We start from the raw sequence: 18,475 nt of genomic DNA on the forward strand, positions 1-18,475 counted from the left end.
TGAGGACTGACGCGCGGGCGGCGCCAATGCGAAATCCGCGCGCGCGAAAAGGATTGGCATGAGAGTCGCGCTGTGGATCAATTCGGAGTACAAAAGGGGGATGAACGGTGACCTCGGCGGAGGCAAATTGCTCAGGGCATCGGTGAGTTCGCCCGCGTACCGGAAGGCAAGTCCATGGTGAACATCACCGTGAACCCGGAAATCCAGCCGGTCTCGATCCGCGCCGGCACCGAAGGCGCGGCCGACCAGGCGAGCGGTCCCGATGCGGCGGCGCAAACTCCCGGCGGTCCCGCCGAATGCGACGGGATCGGGCCACGCCTCAAGGCGATGCTGCGGGCCGCCCGCTATCATGGCGTCGAACTTGATCCCAACGAATTCAAGGCCGTGAGCGCGGTTCCGGCCGCCGCCGATCTGTCGCAGTGGGCGCAGGACGCCGGCATGTGGTCACGCGCCGTGCGCATACGCTGGTCCCACCTTCTGCGCTTCCAGGACGCCGGACCAGTCGTCTTGTTGTTCAACGATGGCGGCGCGGCTTTGCTTATCGGCGCGAGCGCCGAGCGAAACGTCGTCTTCCTGAAAAGTGCGGATGCACCCGACGATGGTGAAGCCGTCGCCATTGACGAGTTGCGGCTGTCGCAGGTTTGGACGGGCGAGGCACTGCTGCTGCGCGCCACACGGTCCTATGTCGCGGCGGACGCCCCCTTCACCCTTCGCTGGCTCGCCGAACTGGTGCGTCTCGAAAGCCATGCCTTGCGCGATATCACCATCGCCTCGTTCACGCTGAGCGTCCTTACCATCCTGCCGCCGCTCATTGTCATGACGGTGGTCAACAAGGTGCTGCAGTTCAACAGCATCTCGACGCTGGTGCTGTTGTCCGCGGTGATCGCCGTGGTTTTCGTCTACGAGACTCTGCTTGGCCATGCGCGGCGACTGATCATCAATGTCGTCGGCGCGCGTCTGGACACCAAGCTGCAGCTGCACGTCTTCAGCCGGCTCTTGCGCCTGCCGCTCGATTATTTCGAGCGCCATCCGGCTGGCGAGACGATGTATCACTTGGCTCAAGTCTATCGTATCCGCGAATTCCTGACCGGAAAGCTCCTCAGCACGTTCCTGGATATGATCACGCTCTGCGTGCTGGTGCCGGTCATGTTCTATATCAACGCTAGCCTCGCCTGGATCGTGCTGACCTGCGCGGTCGTGATCATGCTGATCATCCTTGCGTTTCTCAGACCGCTGCGCCGGAGATACCAGAGGGTGGTCGAAGCAGAGACCTGGAAGGCGGCGGCGCTCGGCGAAACTGTCGTCGGCATCAAGACGGTGAAGGCGCTCGGCCTCGAGCCGCAGCGCAAGGCGCTCTGGGACGAGCGGGTGGCGGAAGCGGGAAAGGCGCGTCTCGCCTTTGGACAGCTGGCAAGCTGGCCGCAGACCATGGTCACGCCGATCGAACGTTTGATGGTGCTCGGCACCATGCTGATCGGCGCCTATCTCGCGATGAACGACCGCTCGGGCTATATGGTCGGCGGCCTGTTCGCCTTCATGATGATCTCCCAGCGTGTAGCGCAGCCGCTGGTCGGCCTGGCGCGACTGGTCGAAGACTACGAGGAGGTCGGTGCGGCGATCGGCGAGGCAGCGTCGGTTCTCAACCGGCCGCTGGAGAGCAGTTCGAATTCCACCGGCCTCAGGCCCAGGCTCGTCGGCGAGGTCACGTTCAGCGACCTGACCTTCAGCTATATCGCGACAAAGACACCGGCGCTCGACCGGGTCAGCTTCCACATTCCTGCCGGCAGCATGTTTGGCATTGTCGGGCGCAGCGGGTCGGGAAAGTCGACCATCGCGCGCCTCCTGCAAGGAATCAACCGCGACTACAGCGGGTTTCTCAAGCTCGATGGCGTCGACCTCAAGGAGATCAACCTGCGCCATCTTCGCCAAGGGCTCGGCGTGGTCCTCCAAGACAACTTTCTGTTCCGCGGATCGATCCGCGACAACATCATCGCCGGGCGCGCAGGCCTGACGCTTTCCGATGCCATGCGTGCGGCGCACCTCGCCGGCGCCCAGGAATTCATCGAACGCATGCCCAATGGCTACGACACCTACATCGAGGAAGGTTCGCCCAATTTGTCAGGCGGTCAAAAGCAGCGGCTGGCAATCGCCCGCGCCCTCATCCACGATCCGACCATCCTCATCCTCGACGAAGCGACCAGCGCACTCGACCCGGAGAGCGAAGCGGTGGTCAGCGCCAACCTCATGCGCATCGCCAGCGGGCGCACGATGATCATCGTTTCGCACCGGCTCTCCTCGCTTACCGAGTGCGATAACATACTGGTCATGGATCAGGGCAAGGTTCTCGACGTCGCGCCGCACGCGACCCTGCTGGAACGATGCGCGCTCTATCGCCAGTTGTGGTCGCAGCAGAACCGGCACCTCGACGGCCGCCACGGCCGCCCGGTCGCCGTTCCGCCGCGGTTGGTTTGACCATGTCGCGCGGCTCACTCGCATCAGGTCTGGCAATCATGAGTAGCACCTCTCTCACCGCCCTCCCCGCTCGGCGGCATCGGATGGAAACGAGGGATCCGACGACGCCGGCCATACTCGAGTTCCAATGGCCGTCGACGGCTGTCGCCAACGCGCCTGTTCCACGGGCTGCGCGCGGCATCGTCTGGATCGTTTCCAGCCTGGTCATCGCGCTGATCGCCCTGGCTGGGCTGATGCCGGTCGATCAGGTCGTAACGACCAGAGGGCTGGTGGTATCGCAATCCCCCAACATAGTCGTGCAACCGCTGGATACAGCGATTGTTCGCTCGATCGAGGTGCGGGAGGGACAGCGCGTCCAGGCCGGCCAGTTGCTTGCCCGCCTCGACGCGACCTTTGCCTCAGCCGACCTGGCGGCGCTGGCGATGCAGGTTTCGACGCTTGAAGCCGAGGTGGCGCGATTGAAGGCGGAGGCCAGCGGGCAGGCATTCACCTATAACGGCCTCGATCCGAGCTGGACCCTGCAGATGTCGATATTCGAACACCGCAAGGCGGTTTACGACGCCAAGGTGGAGAGTTTCGAACGCCAACGTGACGAACTCAGTTCGGTGATTTCGCGATCGCAATCGGATGCCGACGGCTATCGCCAGCGACTCACGGTCGCCGACTCGATCGAACAGATGCGCAAGCAGCTCGAGGCAAGGCAGGTGGGAAGCCGCCTCAACACGCTCCTGGCCGAGGACAACCGGGCGGAAATGTCCCGGGCGCTCGGCAATGCCGAGCAGACCGCCGAAGCCGCCAAGCGCCAGCAAGCAGGCGTGGCCGCCGAGCGCGACGGCTACATTCAGGGCTGGCGGGGTGAAGTCTCGCAAAGCCTGTCGGAAGCGAGCTCGCGGATCTCCGACGCCCGCGAACTCCTCAACAAGGCAAAGCTTCGAAACCAGTTGGTCGAGTTGAGGAGCCAATCAGATGCCATCGTTCAATCGGTGGCAAAGGTCTCCGTCGGCTCGGTCATGCAGTCAGGCGAGCGCTTCATCACGCTGGTGCCAGAAGATGCGCCGCTCGAGATCGAGACGAACATCGTTGGCAGGAGCAGCGGTTTTGTGCATGTCGGCGACCCTGTGGTCATCAAGTTCGACACCTTCCCCTATTCGCAATACGGCCTCGCCCATGGCACTGTGCGGGCACTCAGCCCCGACTCCTTCTCGGCGCAAGAGCAAGCGCGCGATCCGAACAGCTCCCTGGCCATGCTGCCTTCCGACGCCGAGCCGTTCTATCGGACGCGGATTTCCATCGACCAGGTCGCCCTCCACGGTGTGCCCGCCGGTTTCACCGTCAGCCCCGGCATGCCGGTGACCGCCGACGTCAAGGTCGGCCGGCGCACGATACTCAAGTACATTCTCGGTGTGATGCTGCCGATCGGCCAGGAGGCGATGCGGGAGCCATAGAGTACCGGAGGAATCAAAGGCTCGGATCGATGACAATCCTGGATCGGCTGACTCGTTTCGCCAGCCCGGCGGCATCGTTACGCCGGGCGATCCATCTGTCTGACAGCGGCAAGGTCGCTGAAGCCTTTCCGCTGATGGCGGTAGCGGCGCGCGCGGGGATTGTCGACGCCGAGTACCGGGTCGCGCGGTGCTATCTGGAAGGCTCGGGTGTGCCGCCGAGCCGCATGGAAGGCGCGCGATGGCTGCTTCGGGCAGCCAACCATGGGAGTGCCGATGCGCAGGCGCTCCTCGCCGCTCTCCACGTCACCGGGCTGGTGACGGCGGAAGCTGACGGCAGCGGCTCCGAATCCGGGCATTTGTTCAAACCTGATTCCTCGGGGAAACCAGACTTCACGGCCGCTTTCGACTTTGCCACCAAGGCGGCCGAGGCAGGCTCGGCCACGGGACAGGCGATCCTCGGCTATATCCTTACCAGCGGCCCCACATCGATGCGCGATGTCGATGCGGCACACCGCTGGTACGAGAAGTCGGCTTCCGCCGGCTGCCCCGAAGGGTGCCTGGGCTTTGCCTTGTCGCTGGCTCGCCTCGGCAAGCGCGAGAACAGGGCCAGGATTGCGGACGAGGTGAGACGCGCGGCCGACGCCGGCCTGCCGACCGCAATCTATCTTCTCGCAGTCCTTAGCGAGCACGGGCTCGGCGTGGAACGCGACATGGCTGCAGCTGCGCAACTCTATCAGGCTGCAGCGGAAAAGGGCCTTCCCTCAGCCCAGTTTCGGTTGGGATTAGCGTTGATCGATGGTGGCCTCATCGACCATGATGTCGCTGCCGGAGAGGCGTGGATGCGGCGTGCCGCCTTGGCTGGCAATATCGAGGCAGCCTATCTCCTGGGCGATCGCTATGCGAAGACGCAGCGACCGGATTTTGCGGAAGCCGCGAACTGGTATCGGCGGGCGGCCGAAGCGGGCCACCAGGCCGCCGCCCGCGCTTTGGCCTCGCTCTATTTGACGGGAAACGGTGTGGCCGAGGACGTCGAGGAAGGGGCACGCTGGCTGCGCACTTCTGCAAATGGCGGCAATCAGGAGGCACAGACCGACCTCGCCAATCTTGTCCTCAAAGGAGCCGGCGAGCCCGACGACGGTGCAAGCGTTGCCGGATGGTTCGAGGCGGCCGCATCATCAGGCGACCTCATCGCGGCATTCAACCTTGGACTCTGTTTCGCCAAGGGCGTCGGCGTTCGCCAGAACGAGGGGCAAGCGGCGCACTGGCTGCGACGCGCGGCCGAGGGCGTCGCAGAGGCGCAATATATGTATGCCCGCCTCCTCCAGGATGGACGCGGCGTGGCGGCCGACCCAACTCAGGCCCGCGTGTGGTTTGCGCGGGCCGCCGACGCCGGCGTGCTCGACGCCCGGGTGGCGCTCGCCGAGATGCTACTCAATGGGCGCGGAGGCGCGCCCGAGCCCGAGGCTGCAATGCAGCTGTTTGAGCGGGCCGCCGTCGACGGTCACGCCGGGGCGATGTTTGCGCTTGGCGCGCTGTACGGAGCCGGCCACGGCCTGCCGGTCGACCAGACAGCAGCGCAGAAATGGTACGCTGCCGCCGCCGGACGTGGGCACAGCCAGGCCCAACTCATGCTCGGACGTTATCTCTTGAAAGGTCTCGCCGGGGAGCGCGACCCGGTTGCCGCTCGCCTTTGGCTCGAGCGCGCGGCCGCGCACGGTATCGGTGAAGCGGCAGACGAACTCGCCGAGTTCGCCTCTCCACGCTAAAATGGCCATTTCGCCGAAATGTTTGTCCTCTGACTTTGCTGTGTCTGGTTGATACGCTCGTTGTTGATGGCGATCTCGCCGCTATCAACAGTTTCGAGGCCTGCGATCATTCGCAGAAGCGTCGATTTCCCGCATCCGGACGGCCCGAGAAACACGATGAATTCGCGTGCCTTGATGGAGAGCGACAGATCCTCCAGCACCGTCATGGCACCGAAATGCTTGCTCACATTCCTGATTTCGATCTCGGCCGTCACGTCGACGCTCCTCCTCAGCGCATGCACTTTTCGATGGTTCGCCCGAGGTCAGAGTTTCAGGCGGATCATCTGGTAGGAATAGGCCGGCAGCGATAGGCTCAGACTGCCGCCAGCCACTGAGGCGCCCTCCCCCTTCTTGGGGCCGACGTTGCCGGGATTCCCGGCCGAATTGACGGCATTCAAATCCACGTGCGTTATCACCTGGTGATCAACGATGTCTGCCGCGCCGAAACCGGTGATGTCGATCACGGTTTCGATCGCCTCGCTCGAATGGCGGTTGACGGCGAAGAAGGTGACATGGCCGGTTTTGGTGTCATGCACGCCGGCCACGTCGACGCAGGAAACCTCGCCCGCGACGGTGGACTTGTAGGTCGGGCTGTCCAGCTTAAGATCCAGCGCATTGCCACGTCCGTAGATCGAGGCATAGAGATAGGGGTAGAATATCGTCTGGCGCCATGCTGGGCCATCCGGAACGGTCATGATCGGCGCGATCACGTTCACCAGCTGCGCCAGGCAGGCGATCTTGACCACATCGGAACGACGGATGAAGGTGTTGAGGATCAGGCCAACCTGCAGCACGTCCTCGAAATTGTAGATGTCTTCGAGTAATGGTGGAGCGAAGGGCCAACCGTCATTGCCGCTGAGGATCTTCTTGTCTTGCTCTTGGGAGTGGTACCAGACGTTCCATTCGTCGAACGAGATGTAGACCTGCTTGCTGGAGCGCTTCTTGGCCTTGATATAGTCGATGACGCCGGCGACCGAGACGATGTAGGCGTCGAGCTTCTCGCTCATCGCGAGATAATTCGGTGCGTCATTGGCTTCGTTGTCGAAATACATGCGCAGCGAGATGTAGTCGACCTCGTTATAGGTATGGTCGAGAACGGTGGCCTCCCATTCGGGATAGGTTGGCATCTTGGCATTCGAAGAGCCGCAGACCACCAGTTCGAGCGACTTGGAAAAAGCGCGCATGGCTTTGGCGGTCTCATGGGCTAGGCGGCCATACTCATCGGCGGTCTTGTGGCCGATCTGCCAGGGGCCGTCCATTTCGTTGCCGAGGCACCACAGCTTGACGTCGAAGGGCTCCTTGCGGCCGTTGGCGATACGCTTGTCGCTCCACTCACTTCCGCCTGGATGATTGGTGTATTCAAGCAAGTTGCGTGCTTCATCGAGGCCACGCGAGCCGAGATTGACGGCAAGCATCATCTTGGTGTTGGCGGACGCGCACCAGTTCGCAAATTCATGCAGGCCGACTTCGTTGCTTTCCGACGTGTGCCAGGCGAGGTCGAGGCGCACCGGGCGTTCTTCCTTGGGGCCGACACCGTCCTCCCAATTGTAAGCGGACACGAAATTGCCGCCGGGATAACGGACGATCGGAACGTTGAGTTCCCTGACAAGATCGATGACGTCTTGACGCATGCCATTGGTATCTGCCGTTGGATGGCCGGGCTCATAGATGCCGGTGTAGACCGCCCGCCCCAGATGCTCGATAAAGGATCCGTAGAGCCTCGGATCGATTTCCGAGACAACATAGTGCGGATGCGCCGTAATGGCTGCCTTCATGCATTCCTCCCTCAATATCACAAATGATGATTTACATCACCTTATCCGATATCAAAGGGAAGCAGGACCCATTCGTCAAGCGAAAAACCACCAAAAGTCTGACAATTGACTGACAATCTCGGTCGTAAATGGAATCAATATATTGAAATCACTGCGCTATTTTTGAGACATTTGATGATATCAACCGGTTTTGATCCTGAGCAGGATGTCCTGATCGTAATTTCCAAATCCCTTGCCGAAAATATTGATGCCGCCGGGACGCTTGGCATCGTCCTTGACGCCAATACGGACCCGGATTGAATGATGACCCTTGAGGTCGAGGACGGCGAGGCTGGTTTCTGAAATCCTGACACCGTCGACATAGGTGCCGTCGGTGGAAATTCGCCAGTTCTTCAGCTTGCCATATTGCGAGCCCTTGAGCTTCCACCAAGAGGGCGTGAAGACGCCGCGCTTGTCGCCGAAATCGCCAGGTGACGTCCACGTTCCGACGTCGACGCCATTGATCGTCAGCGTAATGTCGGAGGGCCAATCGGCGCTGGTGCCAGGCACTTCCGAGGACAGCTCCGTCACCAGTTCGAGTTCGGTAATCTCGGCATTGGCGAGTTTGGCATTGTTGGGAAACTGGTATTCGACAAAGCCGCGCGTGAACCACAACAGACCGGCCTTCATACGGTCTGGGTCGAGGAAAGTGTTGGGCACATCGAGGAGACCAATAATCCCATCCGCCGAGCAGAGACCGCAGGGCGCGGTGACCTCGAATCCAGTGTATAGCCCAATCGGCATCGACACTTCGATCGCGTCGTTCTTGAGCGAACGATACTCGCTCTTGAAGACCACGAGCACTTCCTCAGCGGTCGGATAGCAGATCTTTTGGCTGCCCTTCTTCGCCTTCTGGTTCTCGGTGCGGATCAGGCCAGCATCCTCGAGCACCTGTATATTGGTCGAGACCGTCGACTGCGGCAGCGACAGCAGGGCGGCGATGTCATTGACATTCATCGGCCCTTTCTCATGCAGCAGTTTCAGCATCGAGATGCGCGCCGAAGAGGCCAGCCCCTTGAGGACGGCCATGCCTTCCTCAGGTTCGATCACCAGAAAATTGCGACTCATCGATTGGCCAGTCTAAATGAAATCCATATCCGAAATTGTCGTGTATATCTTGGAATCTGATTTAATCAATGCGCTGACGGACTCCAAGTCACTTTAATTGATCGCAACCGCGCAGTGTTGGGCGCGCGGGCCACGCCGGAGGATCAGGTTCGGCACGGGCACTTCGGACGCCGCCAAAGCTCGGCTCGTCGGAGATCGCAAGTTCATCGTCGGGCGATGCTCTCTCAGCCCGAACCTCGGCAAGTCCCCGCTTTATTTAAGGTTGATTGCGACGTTGCGCAGGAGCGCAACGGATTTTCGCATACCTTCCATCGGGGTCAGCATCACGTCCTCGTGCTCGATTGACAAGACATCGTCGTAGCCAACCTGCTTGAGCGCGGTACAGAACTGCCGCCACCAGGTCTCACCGTGACCGTATCCGAGTGTGATGTAATTCCAGGCTCGTTCGGCATAGAGGTTCGGTGGGCGCGAATCGAGCGTGCCGTCGATGGCCGCGGTGATTGGCTCAATCCGGGTATCCTTGGCGTGGACATAGTAGATGGCCGAGCCGAGCGTGCGAATGGCGGCAATCGGGTCCGCCCCCATCCACAGCGGATGACTAGGGTCATAGTTGGCGCCAACCGTTTCTCCGACAGCGTCCCGGAGCTTGAACAATGTCTGGACATTGTACACGGCCTGATGGCCATGCAGTTCCAGGCATAGTTTATGAATGCCGAGGTTGTTTGAAAACGCCACGAGGTCGCGCCAGTAGGGAATTATCCGCTCTTCCCACTGATAGCGCTGGATCTTGAGGCATTCCGGCGGCCAATCGGTGATGATCCAGTTCGGGTTTGCGTCACCTGGTCCGCCCGGCAGGCCCGACATCATGACTACACGATCGATCTCCATCAGGCCGGCCAGCCGAATGGTGTCCTGTGTCACGTTATGGTGGACCTTCCCCTCCGGCCCCGGGTGCAGTGGATTGCCCGAGCAATTGAGCGCTGCGATGGTCAGTCCGTGACCCCGGATCTTGGCAACGAATTCCCTGCGCGTGGCGGCGCTTGCCAGCATGGCCTGCAGGTCGATATGGGGCGCCGACGACCAATTGCCGCAGGCGAACTCCAATGTCTGAAGTCCAAGCTCGGCCGAGGCGCGCAGCATCTCGTCGAATGAGAGGTCGCCGAGGCTGTCCGTAATCATCCCGATCTTCATCTGGAAGCTCCTCGTTTCGATTGCACTAAAATCTAACGGTCTCGAACCTGCCCGACTTGGCGGAGGCAAGCGCTGCCTCGCACAGGATCATCGCTTTGCGGGCGTCGCTTGCTGTGACGTCGGGCCGTCGCCCTGTTTCGACGCAGATAATGAAATGATCGATCTCGGCGGCGTAGGACTCGGCATAGCGCTCAACGAAGAAGTAATAGGGCTTGTCGCGCGATATCGCCTTTGCGCCTGATATTTCGACCGATGTCGGCATCCTGTTGCCGGCCCGCAGCATCCCATCCGCGCCATGCACCTCGATGCGCTGGTCGTAGCCGTAGGCGGCCCTGACGCTGTTGTTGATATGACATTGCCGGCCGGACGCCGTGCGCAGCACGAACATCGCGGTATCGTAGTCCCCCAGCTTGGCATATTGCGGCGCGACAAGTGACGACCCGGTCGCGAAGAGCTCCACCGGCTCCTCGCCCAATAGGTTTCGTGCCATGTCGAAGTCGTGGATGGTCATCTCCCGGAAGACGCCCCCTCCTCCGGCCAGCGCTTCCTCGGTTTCCGGTTCCGGATCCCGGCTGGTGATGATGACCTGTTCAACGGCGCCGATCTCGCCTCGCCCAAGGCGCGTCTTCAGCGCCCGAAAACTCGGGTCGAACCGACGGTTGAATCCGATCTGAAAGGGCACACCTGCCTTCTCGACAGCCGCCAGACATTGATCCGTGCGCTTGAGATCAAGATCGATCGGCTTTTCACAGAAGATCGCCTTGCCTCTGGCGGCCGCGGCCATGGCCAGGTCCGCATGCGTTCTCGTTGCCGAAGCAATGAACACCATGCGGATCGATCGATCATTCATCACGGTCTGGGTGTCGGCGATCTCGGCCCCTGTCAGGGCAGAGACCTTCGAGGCCGCCTCGGTGTTCGGATCGACGATGTAGCGCAGGCGCACGCGGGGATGGCGCGCCAGATTGCCGGCGTGCACCTGGCCGATGAGGCCCGCTCCAAATAGACAGACATCGATCATGCGTTTGATTTCCCTGAAAGGCCGCGCGGTGCCGGGCTGCTTTGAGCGTGGCCTGGACGGCGACTTGATTGAGGTGGGTGGCTGCCGGGCCGCGTCGTCATTTCACGGCTCCCATGGTCAGCCCGCGAACCAGATGGCGCTGCACCAGCAGCGCGAAGAAGACGATCGGCAACGCGCCGATGACGCCGGCCGCCGACATCGAGGCCCAGTCGGTGTCGATGCGGCCGATCAGCGTGGCGGTGCCGCGCGGCATCGTCATCGCCCGGGGCGTGGCCGTCAGCGCCAGCGCGAACAGGAATTCGTTGAAGGTGACCAGCACGGCAAAGATGGCGGTCGCCGCGAGGCCGGGTGCCGCCAGCGGCAAGGTGATGCGCCGGAACGCACCGAAACGGGAATCGCCATCGACCATGGCGGCTTCCTCCAGATCCACGGGGATCTCCCGAAAGAAGCTCTCCATCATCCAGACGCAGAAGGTGATGTTGAAGGCGGTGTAGGTGGCGATCAAACCCAGCCAGCTGTCGAGCAGGCCGAGTTTGAGCATCAGCAGGTAGACCGGAATAAGGATGACGACCGGCGGCACGATGCGCAGCGTCAGCAGGAACAATCCGACCTTGCGCTCCATCGCGAAAGGCAGACGAAAGCGCGCGATCGCATAGGCGCCCATCGCGCCGGCCACCAGGGCGACCGCAACGGAGAAGAACGTCACCACCAGCGAGTTGGTCAGATAGGCGCCAAACTGCTTCTCCGTGAACAGCCTGATGTAATTGTCCAGTGTCGGGACATGCGGATAGAGCGTGCCCTCCTGGGTGATCTCGCGATTGGACTTCAGCGATGTCGAGACAAGCCAGTAAATGGGCAAGAGCACGATGGCCAGCACCGCGCTCATCACCCCGATCCGGGCCAGACGACTGTTCATGACGCGTCGACCCTGCGCAAAAGCCGCACAGCGCTGAAGGCCAGCGCAAGCACGACGAGACCGATGGTGACGAAAAGTGCTGCTGCATAGCCCGTCTGTTGGAACTTGAAGGCAGTGTCGTAGCCATAGATCGAGACCAGCCGCGTCGCCTCGCCCGGTCCGCCCCGGGTGAGCACGAACACCTGGTCGAACGTGCCGAAGGCGTCGATCGTTCGAAGCACGATGGCGATCGCCAGCACGGGCCGCATCATCGGAAAGGTCAGGTCGGCAAACACCCGCCAGTTGCCGGCGCCGTCGACGCGGGCGGCCTCGAAGGGTTCGTGCGGCAGCGACTGCAGGCCGGCCAGCAGGATCAGGAACATCAGCGGCGTCCATTCCCAGACATCGAGAACGACAAGGCCGAAGAAGGCCTTGACGGGGCTGCCGAGGATCTGCACCTGGCCGCCGCCCACCCACTCGGAAATCGCCGTCAGCATACCGGCGTCGCTGGCATAGATCAGCCGGAAGACGATGGCGACGACGACGGGCGTTATCACCATCGGGATGATCAGGATCGTCCTGAGCAAGCGGATGCCGCGAAACTCCCGCAGGCAGAACAATGCCAGCGCAAAGCCCAGGATTGCCTCGAAGGTGACCGACAGGGCGACGAATTCGACCGTCACCCGGAGCGAGTTCAGAAACTGCGGATCGCTCCACAGCTTGATGTAGTTCTGCATGCCGACATCGGCGACGACCGAGCCGTAGCGATAGACCTTGGTGCTGGCGCGCAGACCGTCCCACAAGGGATAGACGAGCACGCCAAGCACGATCAGCAGGCCTGGCGCCAGCATGAGATAAGGGAGGGCGAGGTCGAGCCCCGCCCCCTGCAGACGGTATTTGCGGCTCTGCGTCCCGCCATTTGCCATCAGTAGTAGCCGACCGAAGACAGGTAGTCCTTGACCTGCTTGGCGGCATTGTCCAACGCGGCGCCGCCGCCCGAGCCGGCCTGCAGCGCCTTGTTGAGCTCGATGCCGAGGAGCTCCTCGACCTTGGCCCAGTCCGGCGTGCGCGGCCGCGGCAGCGCGCCGGCGTCGAGCTGCTGCAGAGCGACCGGGATCAGCCGGTTGCCGGGCTTGGCGATGCCAAAGGCGCTGCGCTTGACCGGAATGGAACCTGCTTCCGACAGCTTGGCCTGGATGTCGGCGCTGACATACCACTTCAGGAATTCGACCGAATTGGTCTTGTTGGGCGCCGATTTCGGAATGCCGGCGATGAAGATGCCCATCTGGGCGATCGCCGCGGTCTGCTTCGGCACGACGCCGAAATCGAGCTTGCCCGCGACTTTGGTCTGCGTTGGATCATCGGCCTTCAGCGCATTGCCGGAATACTGGATGATCGCGCCGGCCTCGCCGCCCAGGATCGCCGCACCTTCCTGATCGGAGTCGAATTCGACGACGCCGCTCGGCGCGTTCTGCTTCATCGTGCCGACGAAGAATTCGGCGGAGGCCTTGCCTTCGGCGGAATTGAAAACCGGATTCCATTTGTCGTCGAAGAAGGAGCCGCCAAACGACAGGAAGACCGGATACCAGCTGGTCACGATCGGATTTCCGGAAACGCCGCGGAACACGACCGGATATTTGATCTTGCCGGCCGCAACGCCTTCCTTGCCCTTGGCGATGACCTCGTCCCAGGTCTTCGGCGCGCCGCTCGTGTAGACATCGTTGCGGTAGGTCAGGGTCTGCAGATCGCCGACGAACGGCACGCAGATCAGCGTCGGCGTGGCAGTCTCGAAGCCTTTCACGCGCGCGCCCTTCTGCGGCGGCCAGTAGCCCATGTCGATCATCGAGCCGATCCAGTCCTTGTCGCCGCCGTCGATACCGGCCGCGCCGAGATCCTCGAGCACATTGGCGGCGCCGAACTGCGGCACCCATGGGTCGTCGAGAAGATAGAGGTCGTACTGGCCGGCGCTGTTCTTGGCGTCGGCGAACCACTTCTCGAGCGTTACGCCATATTCATCCTCGAGGAATTCGATGTCGAAGCCGGCATCCTTGGCCAGTGGGATGATCTTCTGCTTGAACGGCGTCAGGCCGCCATCGGCGAAGGCCCCAATGATCACCTTCTTGCCGGCCGCCCTGGCCGGGACAGGCAGGCCGATTGCGGTAAGGGCGGTGGTGGCAAGCGCCAAGCCAAGTCCTCCCTTGAGTACGGAGCGGCGAGTAAGTCTGCTTCTGCGGGACTGCGTCATTTCACTCTCCATCACTGTTGACCCTGTGGACGGCCGTCAGGCCGACCGAATTGAAGAAGCATGCGTTCGACACATCAAAAGTGACCGCGATATTGGCGCCTACCGCGCCCCTGAAGTCGCGGCCCGCGCGGACCGAGACATTGCCGCCGCCAAGGCGCATGTTGACCAGCGTCTCGTTGCCCATCGGTTCGACGACATAGATCTCGCCGGGCAGTGCGTTGGGGGCGCCCAGTTCCGCAACGCTCATGTCTTCCGGCCGCAGGCCGATCTCGACTACTTGCGCCGCGCGGCACGCCGCCAGCCGGGCGGCGGGAATCGCAACCGGCGTTCCACCGATCGCGATGCCTTGGTCGGCCAGTGTGACTGGAAGGATGTTCATCGGCGGATTGCCGACGAAGGTGGCGACGAAACGGTTGGCCGGGCGGTCGTAGATGTCGGCCGGCGGAGCCATCTGCTGCAGCTCCCCGCCGTGCATCACCGCGACGAAGTCCGCCATGGTCAAGGCCTCGACCTGGTCGTGGGTGACATAGAGGGTGGTTGCGCCGAGCCGCTGGCAAAGCCGCTTGATCTCGCCGCGCATGGTCAGGCGCAACCTTGCGTCCAGGTTCGACAGCGGCTCGTCCATGAGGAAGGCCGCCGGATCGCGAACAATGGCGCGTGCAAGCGCCACGCGCTGCCTCTGGCCACCGGAGAGCTGGCGCGGTCGGCGATCAAGCAGGTGGCCGATCTCGAGAACCGCTGCGACCTCGTCGATCTTGGCGCGACGCTCGGCATCCGGCATGCCGCGGATCCACAAGGGATAGCCGATGTTCTCGCCGACCGTCATCTGCGGATAGAGCGCGTAACTCTGGAAGACCATGGCGATGTCGCGGTCGCGCGGCTGCAGCCGGGTGACCTCACGCTCGCCGATGAAGAGCTTGCCGGCGCTTGGCATGTCGAGGCCGGCCAGGATGCGCAGCGCCGTCGTCTTGCCGCAACCCGAAGGACCGAGCAGGGCCAGGAACATGTGGTCGGGGACGGCAAGGTCAAGCGACCGCAAGACGTTCAGCGCGCCGTAGTTCTTGACCACACTTTGGTATAGGACAGAACTCATTGCCGCTCCCCGGCGCCCCCGAAGGGTATCAGTTCTTCCGTTCCTTGACCTCGAAACCGGCTTTGAGAGCCAGATCGCGCAGGTTGCGATAGCCCATCGTCGCATAGGTGAGCGGGTGGGCCTTGGCCGGATCCTGTTCGGCCTCGACCACCAGCCAGCCGGCATAGCCATTGTCGGCCAGCACCCGCAAAAGCGTCAAATAGTCAATGGACCCATCTCCCGGCACGGTGAAGATGCCTTCCATCACCGCGCCCATGAAGCTCATATCCAGGGCGCGAGTGCGCTTCAGCACATCCGGTCGCACATCCTTGCAATGCACGTGGACGACGCGGCCGACATGCCGCCGCAGCAGCGCCTCGGGATCGCCGCCGGAAAACAGGCAATGGCCGGTGTCATAGAGGAGGCCAACGGCTTGCCCTGAACCGGCCATCAGCCTGCCGATCTCGTGATCCGTCTCGACGATGGTTCCCATGTGATGGTGAAAGGCCATGCCGACGCCGAAATCGGCGAACCGTTCGGCCAGTCGCGTTATCTTGTTGCCGTAGGACTTCCACTCGCCGTCGGCAAGCTTGGGACGCTGCGAGATAGGATCGTGAATGGCGCCATGGCGGCCGCGCGACGTATCGGCGTATACGACGTGCTTGGCGCCGAGGTCGCGCAGCAGCGTCAGATGCGGCAGGATGGCCTCGAATTCCTCCTCGACCTCCTTTTCGCAGATCCGGCCATCGTACCAGCCGGAGACGAGTTTAAGGCCATGGGTCGCGAGAACCGCAGCCAGCACCTTGCTGGCACGTGGGAACTTGCCGCCGAGCTCCGTTCCCGCATAGCCGGCTTCAGCAGTTTCGGAAAGGCAGACTTCGAGTGGCGTATCCCCGCCCAGCTCGGGCACGTCGTCGTTGCTCCATGTGATCGGATTTATGCCTATGCGGACAGCCATCATCGCTCCTCATCGGACAGGCCGTGCCATTGCTGGCGGCGCCTCATCCGAACCAATCAGGTCGGTGAAGGCGTTCCGCTTGTGGTCTGTCTGGCCCGTCGTTCCCTCTTTCTTTTCATCTAAGCGCCGATCTGTCTCCATCGCGAGAGCCAGTTTGATGGGAAGTGAAGGTGCCAGTTTCAATCGGCGCGGCGCTCGCCTAAGCTCGATCCGCTCTCATGCCGCGAGGCTTTTCCGATGCAGATATCAAGGCGAAGGCGCCAAGCCTTTCCGATGGACGCGCTGATCATCGATCGAACAATCGATGAACCGATCCATCGCCAGCTCTATCGGCAGATTGCCGCGATGATCCGTGGGCGTCGTCTGGCACCGGGATCGGAATTGCCGTCGACGCGCGCGCTGGCCGAGGATCTGGGCCTCGCCCGTAACACTATCGTCGGTGCATATGACCAGTTGGCGACGGAAGGCTATCTTGCAAGCCGGCAGGGCGCGCGCCCGGTGGTCATCGACCTGCCCGTGAACTCTACCGATCAAGGCAGCAAACCCGTGGCCACGGCAATCCATCGCCCGCTTTCCAGGCGCGGCGAGAGCCTGATGCAGCAACCCTTTCATCACGGATCGCCGGGACGCTTTGCCTTTCATCCGGGCATGCCGGACCCGCAAAACTTCCCGTTTGGCGTCTGGGGCAGGCTGCTCGCGCACCGGGCAACGTATGGCGCCGACATGTTGTTCGGCACCTATCATGTGACCGGCCTGCCGGCGCTCAAGGAGGCAATTGCCGGCTACCTGATCTCGGCCAGGGGGGTGCGGTGTTCTCCCGAACAGATCGTCGTGACGACGGGAGCGCAGGCGGCGTTCGATCTGCTGGCGCGTCTGCTGCTCGATCCGGGCGACACGGTCTGGCTGGAGGAACCGGGCTATTACGCGGCCAAGGCGACTTTCACCGTCGCTGGCGCCAATATTCTGCCGCTTGTCGTCGACCGCGACGGCTGGCAGATGAGCCAGCCCGAGGTTTCACCGCGCCTGATCTATGTGACGCCCGCCTGCCAGCATCCCTTGGGGATCACAATGCGCATGGACCAGCGGCTGCGGCTGTTCGAAATCGCCGAGCGCAACAATTCCTGGATCATCGAGGATGATTTCGACGGCGAGTACAGATTTCAGGGAAGGCCGGTCCCCGCCATACAGAGCATGGATTACGCTGACCGGGTCATCTATGTCGGCACTTTTGCCAAGTTGCTGTTTCCGGCGCTCCGGCTGGGGTTCATGGTCTTGCCCGTCGCCTTGTGCGAGGGCATTCCGCATGCCCTGAGCACCACCGGGCAGTTCGCACCCCTGGTGCTTCAGGCGGCGTTGGCCGATTTCATCGATGAAGGCCACATGAGCCGCCACCTCAAGCGCATGCGTCGCATTTACGCCGAGCGACGCAAGTTTTTCTACGAATTGTGCGAGACCGAACTGGCCGGTCACATGACCCTTTCGGCGGCGGAAGCCGGAATCCAGGTCGTTGCCTCGCTTCACGAACGTTGCGACGATCGGGCGGTCGTGCATTGCGCAGACAAACTCGGCGTCAACGCATCGCCGCTGTCGAAATATTACTGGTCATCCTCCGGTAATGGCCTGGTGCTTGGCTATGCCGCCTGCAACAGGGCCGAGAGCGAAGCGGGAATCCGACGTCTGCGCCAGGCCATCGAGCACGTGCGGAATTTGTCATGAGCTCGCCTGCCCGCGATGAACCAGTGGTTGGCCCTCGATTTGAACAGTTTCCGCGATACTGGGCCGAACTGCAGGGCCTGGCCAGCGGGCTCGAATTGAGGTTCGATGATGTCTTCCTGTGGAACTGCCGCGGCGACATATGGGCGATGGCTCCGGATGGCTGCACGACCGTGCAATTGCCCGGTTCACCGCATGTCATCGGCCACAATGAAGATGGCGACCCGGATTTTGCCGGCCCTTGCGCACTGGCCCATGTCGCTTCCGAAGGCGGCAATGCATTCACCGCCTTCGTCTATCCCGGCTCGCTGCCCGGCCATACATTCGCGGTCACGTCGAGAGGGCTTGTGCAGACGGTCAACAACATCCGGCCGCTAGCCGGCGGCGCGGGAACGCCGCGCATGGTGCTCGCCGAGCTATATTCGACGCACCCGGTCTCGACGCGGCGCTGGCGCTGCTCAGATCGGCACCGCGCGCTGGCGCCTTTCACCTCACCTTGGCGCAAGCTGGAGACGAGCGGCTTCTCAGCGTGGAGTTCACCGCTCAAGCCCTGTCGGCCGATCGTGTCGAAGCGGCGCGTGTCCATTCGAACCATCTGATCCATGCCGACACCGGACGCATGTCGCAGATCGTCACCGGTTCGTCGGGCGTGCGCCAGCGGCGGGGCGAAGCGGCTGCTGGATCAGGCGCCTCAGTCTGAGCCGCAAAGCCGCGCGCTCGGCATATTGTGGGACGCGGCGGACCAAGAGCTGCCGATCTATCGCACCGATCCGGCCGAC

The 18,475-nt window shown here is 62.3% G+C and carries 13 protein-coding genes and 2 pseudogenes; 5 read left to right on the plus strand and 10 right to left on the minus strand.

Annotation, left to right across the window (positions count from 1 at the left end):
* The first annotated feature begins 174 nt into the window (after nucleotides 1-174).
* From FJ970_RS29845 to FJ970_RS29855, 3 genes are all read left to right on the plus strand, one after another.
* Nucleotides 175-2,472, plus strand: a complete 2,298-nt coding sequence (locus FJ970_RS29845; RefSeq protein WP_227791965.1) for a peptidase domain-containing ABC transporter — start codon at nucleotides 175-177, stop codon at nucleotides 2,470-2,472.
* Between the two features lie 83 nt (nucleotides 2,473-2,555).
* Nucleotides 2,556-3,917 carry an HlyD family type I secretion periplasmic adaptor subunit gene (locus tag FJ970_RS29850; RefSeq protein WP_181178798.1) on the plus strand — a complete coding sequence of 454 codons (1,362 nt, stop codon included), beginning with the start codon at nucleotides 2,556-2,558 and terminating at the stop codon, nucleotides 3,915-3,917.
* 134 nt (nucleotides 3,918-4,051) lie between these two features.
* A complete protein-coding gene (locus FJ970_RS29855; RefSeq protein ID WP_227791966.1) occupies nucleotides 4,052-5,683 on the plus strand; it encodes a tetratricopeptide repeat protein in 1,632 nt (543 codons plus the stop codon).
* Nucleotides 5,684-5,709: 26 nt separating this feature from the next.
* On the opposite strand, the pseudogene FJ970_RS29860 reads toward FJ970_RS29855, so the two are convergent.
* The 10 genes and pseudogenes from FJ970_RS29860 to iolE form a co-directional block, all read right to left on the minus strand.
* A pseudogene (locus tag FJ970_RS29860) lies at nucleotides 5,710-5,937 on the minus strand (ATP-binding cassette domain-containing protein); the annotation flags it as partial.
* Nucleotides 5,938-5,985: 48 nt separating this feature from the next.
* A complete protein-coding gene (locus FJ970_RS29865; RefSeq protein WP_140764441.1) occupies nucleotides 5,986-7,497 on the minus strand; it encodes an alpha-N-arabinofuranosidase in 1,512 nt (503 codons plus the stop codon).
* 180 nt (nucleotides 7,498-7,677) lie between these two features.
* Nucleotides 7,678-8,604: an ArsR/SmtB family transcription factor gene (locus FJ970_RS29870; protein WP_140764438.1), complete on the minus strand. Its 927-nt coding sequence runs from the start codon at nucleotides 8,602-8,604 to the stop codon at nucleotides 7,678-7,680.
* Between the two features lie 252 nt (nucleotides 8,605-8,856).
* Nucleotides 8,857-9,795, minus strand: coding sequence for a sugar phosphate isomerase/epimerase family protein (locus tag FJ970_RS29875; protein ID WP_140764435.1), 939 nt, complete (start codon nucleotides 9,793-9,795; stop codon nucleotides 8,857-8,859).
* 25 nt (nucleotides 9,796-9,820) lie between these two features.
* The gene (gene iolG, locus FJ970_RS29880; RefSeq protein ID WP_140764433.1) at nucleotides 9,821-10,813 is read right to left on the minus strand and encodes an inositol 2-dehydrogenase; all 993 of its coding nucleotides are present in this window, start codon (nucleotides 10,811-10,813) and stop codon (nucleotides 9,821-9,823) included.
* Between the two features lie 97 nt (nucleotides 10,814-10,910).
* Entirely contained in the window at nucleotides 10,911-11,729 is an 819-nt protein-coding gene (locus FJ970_RS29885) for a carbohydrate ABC transporter permease (RefSeq protein ID WP_140764430.1), read from the minus strand.
* Nucleotides 11,726-12,634, minus strand: coding sequence for a carbohydrate ABC transporter permease (locus FJ970_RS29890; RefSeq protein ID WP_140764427.1), 909 nt, complete (start codon nucleotides 12,632-12,634; stop codon nucleotides 11,726-11,728). Before FJ970_RS29890 ends, FJ970_RS29885 begins: the two co-directional genes overlap by 4 nt.
* On the minus strand, nucleotides 12,634-13,893 hold the full coding sequence (locus tag FJ970_RS29895; RefSeq protein ID WP_181183059.1) for an extracellular solute-binding protein: 1,260 nt from the start codon (nucleotides 13,891-13,893) through the stop codon (nucleotides 12,634-12,636). The genes FJ970_RS29890 and FJ970_RS29895 overlap by 1 nt, the downstream gene beginning before the upstream one ends.
* Before the next feature lie 61 nt (nucleotides 13,894-13,954).
* The gene (locus FJ970_RS29900; RefSeq protein WP_140764421.1) at nucleotides 13,955-15,046 is read right to left on the minus strand and encodes an ABC transporter ATP-binding protein; all 1,092 of its coding nucleotides are present in this window, start codon (nucleotides 15,044-15,046) and stop codon (nucleotides 13,955-13,957) included.
* Nucleotides 15,047-15,074: 28 nt separating this feature from the next.
* The gene (gene iolE, locus FJ970_RS29905; protein ID WP_140764418.1) at nucleotides 15,075-15,983 is read right to left on the minus strand and encodes a myo-inosose-2 dehydratase; all 909 of its coding nucleotides are present in this window, start codon (nucleotides 15,981-15,983) and stop codon (nucleotides 15,075-15,077) included.
* Between the two features lie 273 nt (nucleotides 15,984-16,256).
* Here iolE and FJ970_RS29910 point away from each other — a divergent pair, with 273 nt between their 5' ends.
* On the plus strand, nucleotides 16,257-17,699 hold the full coding sequence (locus FJ970_RS29910; RefSeq protein WP_227791967.1) for a PLP-dependent aminotransferase family protein: 1,443 nt from the start codon (nucleotides 16,257-16,259) through the stop codon (nucleotides 17,697-17,699).
* Nucleotides 17,696-18,396: pseudogene (locus tag FJ970_RS29915) on the plus strand (C45 family autoproteolytic acyltransferase/hydolase). Before FJ970_RS29910 ends, FJ970_RS29915 begins: the two are co-directional and overlap by 4 nt.
* Nucleotides 18,397-18,475: the final 79 nt, after the last annotated feature.

This window comes from Mesorhizobium sp. B2-1-8 (assembly GCF_006442545.2).
Lineage (GTDB): Bacteria > Pseudomonadota > Alphaproteobacteria > Rhizobiales > Rhizobiaceae > Mesorhizobium.

What these genes read in the sequence shown, in the direction of transcription:
- iolG (WP_140764433.1), bottom strand. Translation starts at nt 10,813, where the DNA reads ATGATCGATGTCTGTCTATTTGGAGCGGGCCTCATCGGCCAGGTGCAC.
- FJ970_RS29875 (WP_140764435.1), bottom strand. Translation starts at nt 9,795, where the DNA reads ATGAAGATCGGGATGATTACGGACAGCCTCGGCGACCTCTCATTCGAC.
- FJ970_RS29850 (WP_181178798.1), top strand. Translation starts at nt 2,556, where the DNA reads ATGGAAACGAGGGATCCGACGACGCCGGCCATACTCGAGTTCCAATGG.
- FJ970_RS29845 (WP_227791965.1), top strand. Translation starts at nt 175, where the DNA reads ATGGTGAACATCACCGTGAACCCGGAAATCCAGCCGGTCTCGATCCGC.
- FJ970_RS29870 (WP_140764438.1), bottom strand. Translation starts at nt 8,604, where the DNA reads ATGAGTCGCAATTTTCTGGTGATCGAACCTGAGGAAGGCATGGCCGTC.
- FJ970_RS29890 (WP_140764427.1), bottom strand. Translation starts at nt 12,634, where the DNA reads ATGGCAAATGGCGGGACGCAGAGCCGCAAATACCGTCTGCAGGGGGCG.
- iolE (WP_140764418.1), bottom strand. Translation starts at nt 15,983, where the DNA reads ATGGCTGTCCGCATAGGCATAAATCCGATCACATGGAGCAACGACGAC.
- FJ970_RS29900 (WP_140764421.1), bottom strand. Translation starts at nt 15,046, where the DNA reads ATGAGTTCTGTCCTATACCAAAGTGTGGTCAAGAACTACGGCGCGCTG.
- FJ970_RS29865 (WP_140764441.1), bottom strand. Translation starts at nt 7,497, where the DNA reads ATGAAGGCAGCCATTACGGCGCATCCGCACTATGTTGTCTCGGAAATC.
- FJ970_RS29885 (WP_140764430.1), bottom strand. Translation starts at nt 11,729, where the DNA reads ATGAACAGTCGTCTGGCCCGGATCGGGGTGATGAGCGCGGTGCTGGCC.
- FJ970_RS29855 (WP_227791966.1), top strand. Translation starts at nt 4,052, where the DNA reads ATGGCGGTAGCGGCGCGCGCGGGGATTGTCGACGCCGAGTACCGGGTC.
- FJ970_RS29910 (WP_227791967.1), top strand. Translation starts at nt 16,257, where the DNA reads ATGGACGCGCTGATCATCGATCGAACAATCGATGAACCGATCCATCGC.